Here is a 13,749-nt window from a genome sequence, read left to right on the forward strand (position 1 = left end):
TACCAGGGTTCCCGACCCGCGCCAAGCCCCTCCCGAAACCCGACCCGAACCTAGAGAATCCGCCGCGAACGCGGATAACTCCCCAGCACGAACAACTCCCGGCAGTGCGTCTCCGCCTCCCGGATCGCGGCCGCCATCCCCGGGTCGTCCCGGTGGCCCTGCGCGTCAATAAAGAAGGTGTACTGCCAGTTGGTCCGGCCGCTCGGCCGCTTGTCGATGTGCGAGAGGTTGATCCCCGACCGGTGGAAGACCCCGAGCACCTCCACCAATGCCCCAGGCTTGTCCGCCGTGTTGAACATGATGGAGGTCTTGTCGTCCCCGGACCGCTTCGCGCGGTGACGGCTGATGACGAAGAACCGCGTGATGTTGTTCGGGTTGTCCTCGATCCGGGCAAAGAGCGTCTTGAGACCGTACAGGCTCCCCGCCAGTTCGGACCCGATCGCCGCCGACCCCGGCTGCGCTCCGATCGACTCCGCAACCCGGTTCTCTTCCACCGCCGTCTGCGCGGCCCGCGAACTGCTCGCCGCCGTGATCTGCTCCGCCTGCGGGTACTGGGTCGCCAGCCAGGTCCGGCATTGGCTGAACACCTCGGGCTTGGAGTGAATCCGCCGGATCGCGCTCGGCTCGCAGTTCGCCAGCAGCGCATGGTGCACCGCCAGCTGCACCTCGGCATACACCCACACCTCACCCGCATTGCGCTGGAATGCGTCGAGCGCCTCGACGATCCCGCCACCCGTCGAGTTCTCGATCGGCACCAGCCCGTAGTCCACGTGCCCGCGCCGCACCTCCGTGAAAACGCCCGCGATCTCGTGCAGATCCTCGTACGCCACCGACGACCCGAACTGCCGGACCGCCGCCAGGTGCGAGTACGACCCCGGCGGGCCGAGGTACCCGATCCGCAGCGGCTGCTCCAGCGAGAACGAGCCGCTCATCAACTCCCGGTACACGGCCTCGATCGTCCGCCCGGAGAGCGGCCCACGGTTCGCCCGCAGCACCTTCTCCAGCACCTCCGCCTCGCGATGCGGCGCATAGATCGGAATCCCCGCACCCCGCTTTTGTCGCCCGACCTGCACGACCAGGCGAGACCGCTGGTTCAACATCTTCACGAGTGCGGCGTCCAGGCGGTCGATCTTGCGGCGCAACTCGGCGAGGGCCGCGGTGTCGCGCGGCCGCTCACTCGCCGGCGCGGCCGCATTCCCCTCCACGCCGCGCGACCGCTCCGATCCCTTCCGCCCGCGCGGACGGCTCTTCGCTGCTTTTTTTTTCGCCCGTTTCTTGGCCATCTGGATCGCTACAAACGCCCACCGCCAAAGTTCAGCCAGTCGGCACGCGCGCCATGGGGTACCCCCTTATCGGCCACCCCCGCAACTTGGTCGAGCCATCGGAGCGAACCGGCACGAAACAGAAGCCCGCCGCTGCCGAACAGTATCATCGTGCAGGGGAGATTCTCGCCGCAACTTCTTGATGCTGCCGGGCTTGCCGCCGGGGCCGAACCGCTCGCCAGGTTCGCGGACCAGGCGTCGGCCGGGCTGGGACTGGCGGCCGCTGCCGTCGTGGGACTGGTCGGTGTCGCCCTTTGGCTCTTCGGTGCGAGACTGATGAAGCCCGCCGCGGCCTTCGTTGGTGCCGCCCTCGGTGCCGGAGCAGGGTTCGCGCTGATCGCGAGCGCGGCCGGCTCGGGTGCTGAGAATCAGCCCCCCTTGGCCGCGGGCGTCGGCTTCGGGGCCTTGCTCGGCCTCGGTGCCGCCCTCCTGCTGTACAGGATGGTCGTCGCCACGACCGCTGCCGCCACGTTCGCTGCCATCGGTCTTCTGGTGACCGCAGCCGCGTGGGGTCCTGCCCTCGGCTCGAACATGGTCAAACCAACCGCCGCAGTCGCCTACCCCTCCGAGGCTCAGAGCCAACCCCCCCAGGCAAAGTTCGTGATGCTGCCGAGCGGCACGATCATCCGGGCAAAGTCCCCAGACCCTGAACCCGCCCCGACGCAGGCAGGACTCCCCGCAAGTCCGCAGGCCCTCGAAGCCGGCATCACCAGCCTCGGCGAGGCCTTCATCAGCATGGACCCTGCCAAGCGGAGCGGAATCCTGCTGGCCGGGATCGCTGGCGGACTGACCGGTCTGTTCGTCGGTCTCGTGTGGCCACGAAGAACTTCCGCCGCGATCAGTGCCGTCGCCGGCTCGGCCCTCTGGCTTGCCGCCGTGGTGTGGATCGCCCAGGCACACGACCTCCCGGGTACCGGCCTGACGGATCGCACTCCAGCTGCGTGGCTCATCACCTGGGTGCTTGTCGCCGTCATCGGCTTCACCATCCAGGGGCTGATGTCGGCTCGGCGCGGCGCACCGCCCCCCGCCCAGCCGGCCTGAGCGCAAAGCACCCCCGCAGCACCCCACCCACACGCCGAGTCTCGGCGCCCCCAAGTGAAGTGAGATGTTTCGCTCTTATGCCGATTCCTTGCGGGGAAGACGCAACTCGGCGAGCGACGGCCTGCGCCTCACGGCCGACTCGTCGACGACGTACTCGACGCCGTCGTTGTCAAGGTCCGGCAGTTCGTACAGCATTTCGAGCATCAACTCTTCCATCACGGCCCGCAGCGCCCGCGCGCCGGTCTTGCGCTTGAACGCCTTGTCCGCGATCGAGCGCAGCGCGCCGTCGGTGAAGGTCAGCGTCGCGCCTTCGAGGCGGAACATGTGCTGATACTGCCGCACGAGCGCATTGCGCGGCTCGGTCAGAATCTGCATCAGCGCGGGCACCGAAAGCGGCTCCAGAGGCGTGATGACGGGCAGGCGGCCCACCAGTTCCGGGATCATCCCGAACTCGATGATGTCCTCCGTCTGCACCTTTGAGAGCACGCTGAAATCGCCGTCCTCGCCCGCGCCGATCAGCCCCGGCCCGCGCGCCTGGGCGGTGCTGAACCCGATGCGGGTCTGCCCGATGCGCCGGCGGATGATGTCCTCCAGCCCCACGAACGTGCCCCCGCAGATGAAGAGGATGTTGCGTGTGTCGAGCTGGATGTACTGCTGCTCGGGGTGCTTGCGGCCGCCCTGCGGGGGGACGTTGGCCATCGTGCCTTCGAGCATCTTCAAGAGCGACTGCTGCACGCCCTCGCCGGAGACGTCGCGCGTGATGGAGACGTTGTGCGAGGTCTTGCCGATCTTGTCGATCTCGTCCACGTAGATGATGCCGCGCTGGGCCGCCTCGACCTCGAAGTCCGCCGCCTGGAGCAGCCGAAGCAGCAGGTTCTCGACGTCCTCGCCGACGTACCCCGCCTCGGTGAGCGTGGTCGCGTCACCGATGGCGAAGGGCACCTTGAGCAGCCGGGCGAGCGTGCGCGCGAGCAGCGTCTTCCCGCTGCCCGTCGGACCGATCATCAGGATGTTGCTCTTCTCGATCTCGATCGTGCTCGCGTCCTCGCTCTCGGCGTGCAGCAGCCGCTTGTAGTGGTTGTGCACGGCGACCGAGAGCGACCGCTTGGCCAGTTCCTGGCCGATGACGTACTGATCGAGGTATTCCTTGATCGCGCGCGGCGATGGGATGTCGCTCAGCGCGCTGCTCGCGGAACTGACGCGACGCCGCTCCTGCCGGAAGATGTTCTGGCACAGGTCGACGCAGTTCGGGCAGATGTAGACCTCGCTCGGACCTTCCACCATCGGCCCGACCTCGCGGCTCGTCTTGCCGCAGAAGGAACAGGTCGTCACTTTGCGCCCGCGGAATCCCCCGCTGTCGCCGTGGTCGCCCGGGCCGTGCTCGCTGCCGTCGCTGCGGTTCTTTGCCATGAATCCCTCGCTCGGTCCGGTAAACACACGCCCTCGGGCGGGGCAACAGGAGTCTATCGGCGTGCTCGCCCCGCGTCTCTACTCTCGCGCCGCACAAGGGCCGAGAATTTCACGCGCGAACGCCGTCATTCTCGGTCCGTCGGCCTGGGCAGCGGCGCGCCAGTCAGGTCCACGCCGGGCGCCGCGCGGCGTTCGCCATCCGTTCCCCCGCGCGATATCGGACGCGCCTTCTCCGCGCTCCGATCCGGCGCGCCCGGAACCGCGGACCCAACCGCCTTCGACAGGAACGCGGCACGGGCGGACTGGAACTCCTCCTCGCTCAGTTCCCCCCGCGCGCGCATCGCCCGCAGCGAGTCGAGCATTCCCGCACCCTCCTCGGACGCCGGTGCATCCTTGGCGAGCATCCGGCGCCGAAGCGCCATGATCGCCACGCCGCCGAACGAGATCGCAAGGATCATGCCGCCGATGGCGAGGATGAGCGTGGCGGTGTCGAGCGTGGGTGTCTGCATCGGCCTGTCGTCGCCTCCGTGCCGCCGCTACAGGCCGGACACGATCGCCTCGCGGATCGGCACGAGGAGCGTGGGCACGACGCGCGAGTCGATGAGTTCCTCGCCTCGCTCCGCGAGCGTAGCGATGGTCTCGGGCAGTTCGCCCAGATCGCCGAAGGGTCCGTTGCGCCGCACGGTCAGGTACACGCTGATCGGCTCCTCGCCGCGCTCGCGCTCGCGGTCCTCGCCCGACGCGGGGCGCGTCCGCACCTCGAAGTACGCCTCGTACTCCCCCCCCCCGCCGAGCGCCAGCCCCAGCACGGGCTGGCAGTCGATCGGTCCAGCGCCCGGAATCTCGGCCAGCGCGCCCAGGGGCGAGCCGCCGAGCAGCGCGCTCGCCACGATCGAGTCGTGGTTCCCGCCCGCCGAAAGGTCGAACCCATACAGCATCTCCACGAAGTCCACGTCGAGCGGGCTGACGCTCAGGAAGTACGGCGCGATCTCGGAGACCGTCCGGTGCAGGCCGTACGCATCGCCCAGCGAGTCCCCGTTCACGACGCCCGATCGGATCGAGTTTGACCGCACGGCAACCCACCGGTGCGGCGACTCGCCCGGAGGCGTGTCCAGCGACAGTTCCTCGCGGTAGCGACGGAAGTGCGACATCGACGGATACTGCCGCCGCAGACGCTCGAAGAGTTCCAGCGTCTGCTCCCGCCCGCGCGGCAGGTCGAGCTTCAGGCTCACCTTCTGGTTCACGTAAAAGTCCGAGCACAACGCCCGGTAGCTTGCCGACATCTCGAACACCTCCAGACCTCCCGACCAGTCTATCGACCGCGGCTCGCCGCACCGGCGAAAGTCAGCCCAGCAGCCACCGCAACACCGCCCCCGCGTCGCTCAGGTCCGCCATCACCGCGTCGGCGCCCGCCGATTGCAACGCATCCGGTGAGAACGAGCCTGTCGCCACCGCCAGTGATCGGCATCCGTTCGCCCTCGCGCACGCCACGTCATGCACCGTGTCTCCCACGATCGTCACCCGATCCGCCCGCACCGGCCCCGCAAGCACGCTCTGGTACCGAGCGATCGCCACCGCGGGCAGATGATCGCGGCTGGGCGGCTCGTGCGGCGACTCATCACCCCAGACACGCACGGGGAAGCGGTCGGCGTCCAGGCTGCACGCACCCAGTTTCAGCCGACCCGTCTCCTCGAAGTTGCCCGTCAGCAGGCCGATCGTGACGCCGGCCTCGCGGGAGAGCGCGTCCACGACGGCATGAACGCCCGGCAGCGCGCGCGCAATTCCCGGCGTGCCCAGCCCTTCAACCAGCGCAGCGCGATACTCTCGTCGCATCGCCGCCCTGCGATCCGAGGTTGGCTCCAGCCCGTTGCGCACCAGCAGGTCCGCCAGGATGAGAGGGTCAAGCCGGCCGGCGAACTCCACACCCTCCGGCGTGAACGAAGGCCCGTAGAGCCGACGCCCGGCCTCAGCCATCGCGTGCCGGCCCACACCGCTGGTCGTCACCAGCGTCGCGTCGATGTCGAACAGAATCAGCATGGATGGCTCGGGGGCCGATGCTACGCCGCGCCGGCCGGAACGCATCAGGTCAGCACGCGGAACTCTCGCTCGCCCTCGATCACGCTCGCCGCGTCGGCCCGCTCATCCCGGATAAACCCGCTCATCCGTTCGCGCAGGTCGATCAGGAACAGTTCGATCTCCGGCGCCTCGCCCTGTGCCTCGACCGTCACGGCACCGTCCGGCTCGTTGCGGACCCAGCCGGTGAGGGCGTAGGACTGCGCCAAGTGGCGTGTGGTGGCGCGGAAGCCCACCCCCTGCACGTGCCCACGGAAAACGATTCGACGCCGTTCCATGCTGGCAGTCTCCCCGATCCGTGGGCCTGCCGCCACCCGCGTCCGATAGCCGCGAACCAGTCCAATCCTATTAATCTACGAACAAGAGGTCGGGAGGGTGCCGCAAGGCACGGACGATTCTCATAAGTATTGATCAGGCAACGATTTGCAGGTCTATCCCCCGGGTTTCGTTGATTCCCGTCGGACCTGTGCTAGCGTTGCAAGGTTGGACCAGCGGGGTCGCTCGCTCATCGTCCCGTCATGGCATCGTCCCGACGGGCAGCACCGTTCCCGAGCGATACCGAATGCGGGGCCGTCCGCGCAACAAGCGCCCCATCGGATGGGCGCACGCCACGCGCGGCTAGACACGGACTCTCGCGCGGACTCCGTCCGCTCCCCGTCGTGACCAGCAGGACGCTTGGTTCGGGAGCACGCCGGCGCTCGACCGGCCTGACGGACGCGACATCTGTGGCCGATCAGAACGCACAACGATCCGACCGCGAGCGCGTGCGCGACGCCTCCGACATCGCGCGCATCGTCGGCGAGCACGTCGCCCTGCGGGCGCGCGGACGCGAGTACGTCGGCCTCTGCCCATTCCACGACGACCATCGCCCCTCGATGAACGTCGTCCCCGCGAAGCAGATCTTCCACTGCTTCGTCTGCGGCGCGGGAGGAGACGTCTTCACCTTCGTCCAGAAGTACCACCGCATGGACTTTCCCGAAGCCCTGCGCTATCTCGCCGAGCGCGCAGGCATCCAGTTGACACGCCGCGACGCGCCCCGCTCGGCGGACGGGCTCTCGCGGGCGGACCTGCTCGCCGCGAACGCCGAGGCGCAATCGTTCTTCCAGGCCCTGCTCCGCCACGACGAGCACGGCCTGCCTGCCCGCGCGGTCATCGAACGGCGCGGCATCTCGCCCGAGATGGTCGAGCGGTTCGGCCTCGGCGCTTCCCCCGACCGCTGGGACGGGCTGCTGCTCCGCCTCCGGCAGCGGCAACTGGACGTCCGCCGGTTCGTCGCCGCCGGGCTGCTCCGCGAGAAGGACGGCGGGTGGTACGACACTTTCCGCAACCGCCTGACCTTCCCCATCCACGACAAGGCCGGCCGCGTGATCGCCTTCGGCGGACGACGCATCGACGACAACGACGACCCGAAGTACCTCAACTCGCCCGAGTCCGCCGTTTTCGACAAGTCCTCGGCGATCTTCGGCATCCATCAGGCCGCCCGCGCGATCCAGCGCGAGGGCGTCGCCATCATCACCGAGGGCTACACCGACGCGATCGCGTGCCACCAGGCGGGGTTTGAGAACGTAGTCGCCACGCTTGGCACCGCGCTCACGCGACAGCACGCCGCGGAACTCCGCACTCGCTGCGATCGGATCGTGCTGCTCTTCGACGGCGACGCGGCCGGACTGAAGGCGGCCGATCGCGCCGCGGAGGTCTTCTTCTCCCAGCCCGTGGACGTGCAGATCGCCACGCTGAACCGGCACACCGATGCCAAGGACCCCGACGAACTCCTCAAGCGACCCGACGGGAAGGAGGTCTTCCGGCGCGTCATCGAGGCCTCGGTTGAACTGCTCGAGTACAGGTTCCAGCGGCTGCGCGAGCGCGTCGCCGGGGCCGGGCTGTCCGCTCTCGAACGGGCGACAACGGAGGAACTGGCACTGCTGAGCGACCTGGGCCTGGCCCGGGCGGAGCCGATCCGGCGTCAACTGGTCATCCGCAGGCTCAGCGAGGTCACGGGTCTGGACGACCGCACGCTCGCTCAGGCCGCCAGGGCCGGCGCGAAGCGCAGGCCGGAGCCTACGGACGACGACTCCGGCGACGCCGCGCCGAGCGACCGCCTCGCGACGGCCCGGCTCGGGCCGGCGGAGACCGCCATCGGGTGCCTGCTCTGCGACGGCAGCCTGTGGGAGATTCTCTCTGAGGATCAGCGCGACGGCATCCTCGCCGCGGGCTACGCTTCGCCCCGAATGCAGTCGCTCGCCCGTGCCGTCGCCCGGATCACGCAGCAAGGCCGCGCCCCCGGACTGGACGAGGCGCTCGCCGCCTCCGACGAAGAAGCGACGGCCGCCGCGGCGGTCGAACTGCACAGGCGCATCTGGCGTGAGACGGACGAAGACGAGGCTCGCCTGCGTGCGTTGCTGCTCGACTGCGCGACGCGGGCCGTCGTGCTGCATCGGCACGCGGTCCCCGCGCCGTCGGACGACGCGGCAGCCGCCATCGAACGGATCAGGTCGAAACACCGCGCCCTGGGCGGGGATGCGCTCGCGCTCCCGCGTCCCGCGGCCGGCATGGGACAGAGTTGAGGAAACGAGCGTGCGCCATCGACGGCGCTTCAGTGCAGCGCAGGACCATCTTCATCGGGGGGCGAGGGACGCCCCGGGGAGAGCGCAGTGATCGGCGAACTTCATCCGGCATTGGCACAGATGATCGAGGTCGGGCGGCAGCGGGGCTGGCTCTCCTACGAGGAGCTCAACAACACGCTGCCCGACGAGATGGTCGACCCGGACCGCATCGACGAACTGCTCGCCATCATGGACGCGCAGGGCATCGAGATGGTCGATGAACTCGAGTACCGCGCCCGCTTGCGCCGCGACTCGATCAAGCGCGGCGACGAGCCGGGACACAACCCGCTCATCGGCACGCCGCTCGGCGGCGCGGGCGCGGGCCTGCCCAAGCAGTTCCGCGCCATGAGCGTGGCCGGGGGCGAACGGACCGAGGTCTCCGCCGCGCTCCAACGCGAACTCTCCAAAGACGCACGCGCCGAGATGACTCAGGCCGCGATCGATGTCGCCGAGGCCGAGGCCCTGGACCCGGAGGCCCTGCAGCGCGAGCTGGAGGAGTCGTCCTCGGACGAGCCGGAGGGCCGGCGCATCGACGACCCCGTGCGGATGTACCTGACGCAGATGGGTTCGATCCCGCTGCTGACGCGCGAGGAGGAGATCCGCCTCGCCAAGAAGATCGAGACCACGAGGATGATCTTCCGTCGTCGCTGCCTCGAGAGCGACTACGTTGTGCAGCAGGCGGTGGAGACACTGCGGATGGTGGACGCCGGATCCCTCCCCTTCGACCGCACGATGCGCATCTCGACGGCGGAGGTGAACGCGAAGGAGAAGATCGCCCGGCGCATCCCCGCGAACCTGCGCACGATCGAGCAGCTGCTCGCGCTCAACCGATCGGACTGGGCGGCGATCGAGTCGGCCCGCAAGCGCGACCGGCGCAAGGTCGCCGCCCTCAGCGAGCGGATCGCCACGCGCCGCAGGCGCATGGCCGCGCTCACCGAGGAGCTGAGCCTGCGCACCGGCCGCATCATCCCGCTGATGCGCAAGCTCCGCTCGATCAGCAAGAAGATGACGGACCTCGAAGCCGAGCTGCTGAAGGCGGAACGCTTCCCGAAGCGCTACGACCCCGAGGACGTCGAGGTCATGCGCGACGAACTGACCGGACTGCGCTCTCTCGTCCTTGAAACCCCGCAGGAACTGGCGGCCCGCGTCCGCGCCATCAACACCGTCTTCTGGGAGTACGAGCAGGCCAAGCGCGACCTGTCGGGAGGCAACCTGCGCCTCGTCGTCTCGATCGCCAAGAAGTACCGCAACCGCGGCCTCTCGTTCCTGGACGTCATCCAGGAGGGCAACACCGGCCTGATGCGCGCGGTTGACAAGTACGAGTACAAGCGCGGGTACAAGTTCTCGACCTACGCGACGTGGTGGATCCGTCAGGCGATCACCCGCGCCATCGCCGACCACGCCCGCACCATCCGCATCCCCGTCCACATGATCGAGACCATGTCGCGCCTGCGCAACCTGCAGAAGCAGGTCCACCAGGAGACGGGCGTCGAGCCGACGCTGGACGAGCTGGCCGAGATGTCGGGGATGAACATCGCCGAGGTGCGCCGCGTGATGAAAATCTCGCGACACCCCGTCTCGCTCGACCGCCCCGTGGGCGAGAGCGAGGACAGCTACTTCGGCGACTTCATCGAGGACGAGTCGCAGGCTCAGCCGACCGAGAACGCCGCCCAGGACATGCTCAAGCAGCGCATCGAGGCCGTGCTCAAGACCCTCACCTACCGCGAGCGCGAGATCATCAAGCTCCGCTACGGCATCGGCGACGGGTATACCTACACGCTCGAAGAGGTCGGACGCATCTTCAAGGTCACGCGCGAACGCGTGCGCCAGGTCGAGGCAAAGGCCATTCGTAAACTCCAGCACCCCGTCCGCGCCCGCAAACTCCAGGGCTTCGTGGACGGCTCCGTCTACCGCGAGGTACGCGCAGAGCCGGAGACCCCCGACGAAGCGAACGGCGTGCTCGCCGAGCACGACGCAGCCATCGACCGCGAGGACGCCGACTTCGACGCCGGGAACTGACCCGCCGCCGGATGCCTTTCCGCTCCGGGGGCCGGCCACCCCACCGTTCCGTGGCGGCCTCGTCTTCGTCTACCCCTGCAACCCTCCCCCTCGAATCGCGCCCTCCCGTCTCGCGTGTACGCTCACGCCATGGGCAAGGCGCTCCTGACCGTCCTCCTCCTCGTCGCATCAAACGTCTTCATGACCTTCGCGTGGTACGGCCACCTGAAGGCGAGGTCTTGGACGCTCTTCACCGCAATCGCCGTCTCATGGCTCATCGCCCTCCCCGAGTACCTCCTCCAGGTGCCCGCCAACCGCATCGGGCATGTCGGCATGGGCGGCCCGTTCACGGCCCCGCAACTCAAAATCCTCCAGGAGGCCATCACGCTCACCGTCTTCACGGTGTTCGTGCTGGCGTTCCTGAAGGAGAAGCCGCGGATCAACGACTACGTCGCCTTCGGCCTCATCATGCTGGCGGTGGTCGTGGCGATGTGGGGCAAGGGCGGCCCGCTCGTCAACGCGAACGAACCCCACGAACGAGCCGCGAGCGTGAGCGAGCGGTCGAGCGCACCGGGCGCCGAAGCACACTGAGCGCAAAGAAACACGCGGACGCCGGAGCGTCCGCGTGTTCCGTGAGTGTGCTGTGGTCAAGCCGTTCAGCGGCGACGGCGCAGCCCCGCGAGGCCCGCCAGACCGACCAGTGCCAGGCTCCCGGGTGCGGGAACCGAGATCGACCAGACGCTGTACCCGCCCGGCAGGCCCTGGACGTGCTGGGCGATGCGCCAGGTCGGGTCGCTCGCGGTGAGCGCGCTCTTGACGTCGCCGAAGGTCGTGCCGCCGGCGTAGTCGAAGCGGATCGTGAGCGACTCGGTCCCGCCGTGGTTGATCCCGTTGTGCGCGGGTGGCGGGTTGGCGTCGGTGGAGTACAGGTTGCCGCTCCAGGAGCCGCCGTAGTTCAGGCCCGGCTGAGCGGGGTTCGGCGGCGTCGCGCCGTCGGAGAAGTCCACGCCCGCCGACTCGAAGACGATCGAGCCGCCGGTCAGACCGCTGAACTTCTCGAAGTAGATGGCGGTAACGACCGACGAAGCGGTCGAATCGTTGTAGAACGTGATGTCGATGTACGTGCCGCCGTCCACGAGGTCCGCCCACAGGTCCAGACCGCCGACATCGGCGTTGTCAGCGTTCTCGTAGACGAACAGGTCCACGCGGTCAGCGAACGCCGACCCAGCGCACACGGCCACCACTCCGGCAAGGCACAGCCCCGCCACCCCGGGCTTCACACGGATCATGTCACTCTCCTCGTCTCTTCTCTCGTTCTGCCGACCGCCCCACTCAGACGCACAGAGCGCCGGAGGAATCATGTGGCGTTCGGCCATCTCTCTCGCCGGAGAAGATACGGCACGGAGGGCCGGGTTGGAAGCCCTAAGCGCATAAAAAGACTCCATTTAGCGAGTTTTCCCCCGGTTATTGCCCGGTCTGGCCACCAGTGATCACACCGGTACATATGTTCGTATCACGTTCGTGCTTCTGTTAGCCTGCGAATCGCCAAACGGAACCCGATTCTCTATCCAGCGAAGTCCCCGTGATCCCCGCCCGGATCAACTCGACCGGGATCGCGTTGTGCGCCAGCACGACGTCGTGGAACTCCCGATCGGTCATCCGGCCCCGGCCCACCGTCTCCTCGTGCAAGGCGCGCAGCTGCAGGCCCCCGATCATGTAGGCGACCTGGTAGAGCGGGCCGTAGTCCCCGCCGACGTAGCGGCGCACTTCGCTCGTCGCGCCGAGCCGCTCGTGCCCGACACGCTCGACGAGGAAGGCGATCATCTCGTCTGTGGTCATCTCGCCGAGGTGGAACTTCAGGCTCACGATGATGCGGGCGCAGCGGTGCATGCGCCAGAACAGCATCCCGATGCGGTCCTCCGGGCCGCGCGCAAAGCCCTTGTCCCACAGAAGCATCTCCCAGTGCAGCGCCCAGCCTTCGACAAGGAACGGCGTCCGGAACAGCGACCGGTACGGCCGCTCTCGCCGCGCGACGAACCCCTGCAAATGGTGGCCGGGGATGAGCTCGTGAGCGGCGACGATGCGGGTGAAATGCCGGTTGTTCCCCCGCATCGACATCAGTTTGTCGTCGTGCGGCATCGCGTCGGTCGGATACGCCACCAGAATCTGCTGGTTGTTGTACGCGGCGAAGGGGAGCGTCCGCTGGCCCTGCGGCGAGAGCATCGTCAGCCGCCATGCCTCCTCGCACAGCTCGGGCACCGTGACGAGGTCGTGCTCCTTCACGAAGTCGATGCCCTGCCGCGCCAGGTCCGCCATCAGCGCGGCCTGCCCGCCCGGCGGCTCGTGCAGGTTCTTGACGTGCTCCAGCGCGCCCCGCCAGTCATCGCCGAAACCGAGTTCGCGCGACGCCCGCAGCATCTCCGCCTCGCACCAGGCGAACTCGCGCTCGGCGATCGCGATCAGTTCCTCGGGCGAGTACGGGATGAACTCCGTCGCCAGGTCCGCGAGCAGCTTCTCGCGGCCGATCGGGTCGCCGATGAGCGGATCGTCGTCCTTGCCCTTCAGCCCGGCGACCTGCTCTCGCAAGTGCTTGGCGTAGTCGGCCATCGCCGCCGCTGTCTGCTCGTGCGGCTTGCGCACCCACCATGAGAACTCGGGCACGTAGCCGTCGTGGTAGCGGAACCAGTCCTCCAGGGTCCGACGCAGCGCGTCCGTGGCCGAGGCAGCACGGGCCGCGACAACCGGCGAGACGAACAGCGCATCGCCCGGCTCCTCGCCCTCCTTCTTCTTGCGCCCCGCATCGATGCGCGCTCGCACCTCGCCGATCTCCGCCTCCACCCTCGACAGCCGATCCGCCCACTCGCGCGGCGCCGGCTCCGCCATCCGTGAACGCGACATCGCCAGGTCGATCACCAGCCGCCGGAACGGCAGCAACGCGTCCATCTCCGCCAGCCTCGCCCGCGTCAGCGCCTGCTCCGCTCGCTCGGCGGCGAGGTGCGTGCGCATCAGCACGTAATCGATCCTGCCCTGCTGATCGAGCGCCTGGAAGTCAACCGCTCGCAATCTCGCCTCCCACTCTTCGAGCAGCGCGTCCGTCCGGTCGAGCGCCTCCTCCGACCACGGCCAGTCATAGAACGACCGCACCGAACCTCGGTCCGCGGTGTACTTCTGCACAAACTCGGCCAGATCGCGGCCCGCTTGCGCCCGCGCCGACACCGGCGCGACGAGGCACGAGGCAACGAAGAACACGACGCACGCCAGCAGCACGATTCGATTCACGGGTCTTGCTCCGTTCGGGTTGG

12 protein-coding genes are annotated in these 13,749 nt (G+C 68.3%); 4 read left to right on the plus strand and 8 right to left on the minus strand.

The features are described 5' to 3' along the window. Positions 1-50: 50 nt before the first annotated feature. A complete protein-coding gene (locus FBT69_05940) occupies positions 51-1,283 on the minus strand; it encodes a bifunctional chorismate mutase/prephenate dehydratase (GenBank protein MDL1904345.1) in 1,233 nt (410 codons plus the stop codon). A 150-nt stretch (positions 1,284-1,433) separates the two neighbouring features. Between FBT69_05940 and FBT69_05945 the strand changes: the two genes are divergently transcribed. Beyond that, positions 1,434-2,363, plus strand: a complete 930-nt coding sequence (locus tag FBT69_05945) for a hypothetical protein (protein ID MDL1904346.1) — start codon at positions 1,434-1,436, stop codon at positions 2,361-2,363. A gap of 75 nt (positions 2,364-2,438) precedes the next feature. Here FBT69_05945 and clpX read toward each other — a convergent pair whose 3' ends face one another. The 5 genes from clpX to FBT69_05970 form a co-directional block, all read right to left on the minus strand. Next, positions 2,439-3,773 (minus strand): ATP-dependent Clp protease ATP-binding subunit ClpX, encoded by a 1,335-nt coding sequence (gene clpX, locus FBT69_05950; protein ID MDL1904347.1) that lies wholly within the window; start codon positions 3,771-3,773, stop codon positions 2,439-2,441. A 125-nt stretch (positions 3,774-3,898) separates the two neighbouring features. Further along, complete coding sequence (locus FBT69_05955; GenBank protein MDL1904348.1) at positions 3,899-4,282, minus strand: hypothetical protein; 384 nt, start codon at positions 4,280-4,282, stop codon at positions 3,899-3,901. A gap of 27 nt (positions 4,283-4,309) precedes the next feature. Further along, the gene (locus FBT69_05960; protein ID MDL1904349.1) at positions 4,310-5,056 is read right to left on the minus strand and encodes a hypothetical protein; all 747 of its coding nucleotides are present in this window, start codon (positions 5,054-5,056) and stop codon (positions 4,310-4,312) included. 61 nt (positions 5,057-5,117) lie between these two features. Continuing rightward, the gene (locus FBT69_05965; protein MDL1904350.1) at positions 5,118-5,855 is read right to left on the minus strand and encodes an HAD family hydrolase; all 738 of its coding nucleotides are present in this window, start codon (positions 5,853-5,855) and stop codon (positions 5,118-5,120) included. Next, positions 5,855-6,124, minus strand: a complete 270-nt coding sequence (locus tag FBT69_05970) for an acylphosphatase (protein MDL1904351.1) — start codon at positions 6,122-6,124, stop codon at positions 5,855-5,857. The genes FBT69_05965 and FBT69_05970 overlap by 1 nt, the downstream gene beginning before the upstream one ends. Before the next feature lie 240 nt (positions 6,125-6,364). Between FBT69_05970 and dnaG the strand changes: the two genes are divergently transcribed. The 3 genes from dnaG to FBT69_05985 all read left to right on the plus strand — a co-directional run bounded on the left by dnaG (position 6,365) and on the right by FBT69_05985 (position 11,038). Then, a complete protein-coding gene (dnaG, locus tag FBT69_05975; protein ID MDL1904352.1) occupies positions 6,365-8,410 on the plus strand; it encodes a DNA primase in 2,046 nt (681 codons plus the stop codon). Between the two features lie 120 nt (positions 8,411-8,530). After that, positions 8,531-10,468: an RNA polymerase sigma factor RpoD gene (gene rpoD / locus FBT69_05980; protein ID MDL1904353.1), complete on the plus strand. Its 1,938-nt coding sequence runs from the start codon at positions 8,531-8,533 to the stop codon at positions 10,466-10,468. 129 nt (positions 10,469-10,597) lie between these two features. Next, the gene (locus FBT69_05985; protein MDL1904354.1) at positions 10,598-11,038 is read left to right on the plus strand and encodes a DMT family protein; all 441 of its coding nucleotides are present in this window, start codon (positions 10,598-10,600) and stop codon (positions 11,036-11,038) included. Positions 11,039-11,103: 65 nt separating this feature from the next. Here the strand turns inward: FBT69_05985 and FBT69_05990 are convergent, their stop codons facing one another. Continuing rightward, positions 11,104-11,736 (minus strand): PEP-CTERM sorting domain-containing protein, encoded by a 633-nt coding sequence (locus FBT69_05990; GenBank protein MDL1904355.1) that lies wholly within the window; start codon positions 11,734-11,736, stop codon positions 11,104-11,106. Between the two features lie 241 nt (positions 11,737-11,977). Continuing rightward, a complete protein-coding gene (locus FBT69_05995; protein MDL1904356.1) occupies positions 11,978-13,726 on the minus strand; it encodes a DUF885 domain-containing protein in 1,749 nt (582 codons plus the stop codon). Between the last annotated feature and the right edge of the window lie 23 nt (positions 13,727-13,749).

Source organism: Synechococcales cyanobacterium CNB, assembly GCA_030263455.1.
In the GTDB taxonomy this organism is placed as follows: domain Bacteria; phylum Planctomycetota; class Phycisphaerae; order Phycisphaerales; family UBA1924; genus CAADGN01.

Excerpts from the sequence above, each read along its gene's own strand:
- FBT69_05940 (MDL1904345.1), bottom strand. The coding sequence starts at position 1,283 with ATGGCCAAGAAACGGGCGAAAAAAAAAGCAGCGAAGAGCCGTCCGCGC.
- clpX (MDL1904347.1), bottom strand. The coding sequence starts at position 3,773 with ATGGCAAAGAACCGCAGCGACGGCAGCGAGCACGGCCCGGGCGACCAC.
- FBT69_05955 (MDL1904348.1), bottom strand. The coding sequence starts at position 4,282 with ATGCAGACACCCACGCTCGACACCGCCACGCTCATCCTCGCCATCGGC.
- FBT69_05960 (MDL1904349.1), bottom strand. The coding sequence starts at position 5,056 with ATGTCGGCAAGCTACCGGGCGTTGTGCTCGGACTTTTACGTGAACCAG.
- FBT69_05965 (MDL1904350.1), bottom strand. The coding sequence starts at position 5,855 with ATGCGTTCCGGCCGGCGCGGCGTAGCATCGGCCCCCGAGCCATCCATG.
- FBT69_05970 (MDL1904351.1), bottom strand. The coding sequence starts at position 6,124 with ATGGAACGGCGTCGAATCGTTTTCCGTGGGCACGTGCAGGGGGTGGGC.
- dnaG (MDL1904352.1), top strand. The coding sequence starts at position 6,365 with ATGGCATCGTCCCGACGGGCAGCACCGTTCCCGAGCGATACCGAATGC.
- rpoD (MDL1904353.1), top strand. The coding sequence starts at position 8,531 with ATGATCGAGGTCGGGCGGCAGCGGGGCTGGCTCTCCTACGAGGAGCTC.
- FBT69_05985 (MDL1904354.1), top strand. The coding sequence starts at position 10,598 with ATGGGCAAGGCGCTCCTGACCGTCCTCCTCCTCGTCGCATCAAACGTC.
- FBT69_05990 (MDL1904355.1), bottom strand. The coding sequence starts at position 11,736 with ATGATCCGTGTGAAGCCCGGGGTGGCGGGGCTGTGCCTTGCCGGAGTG.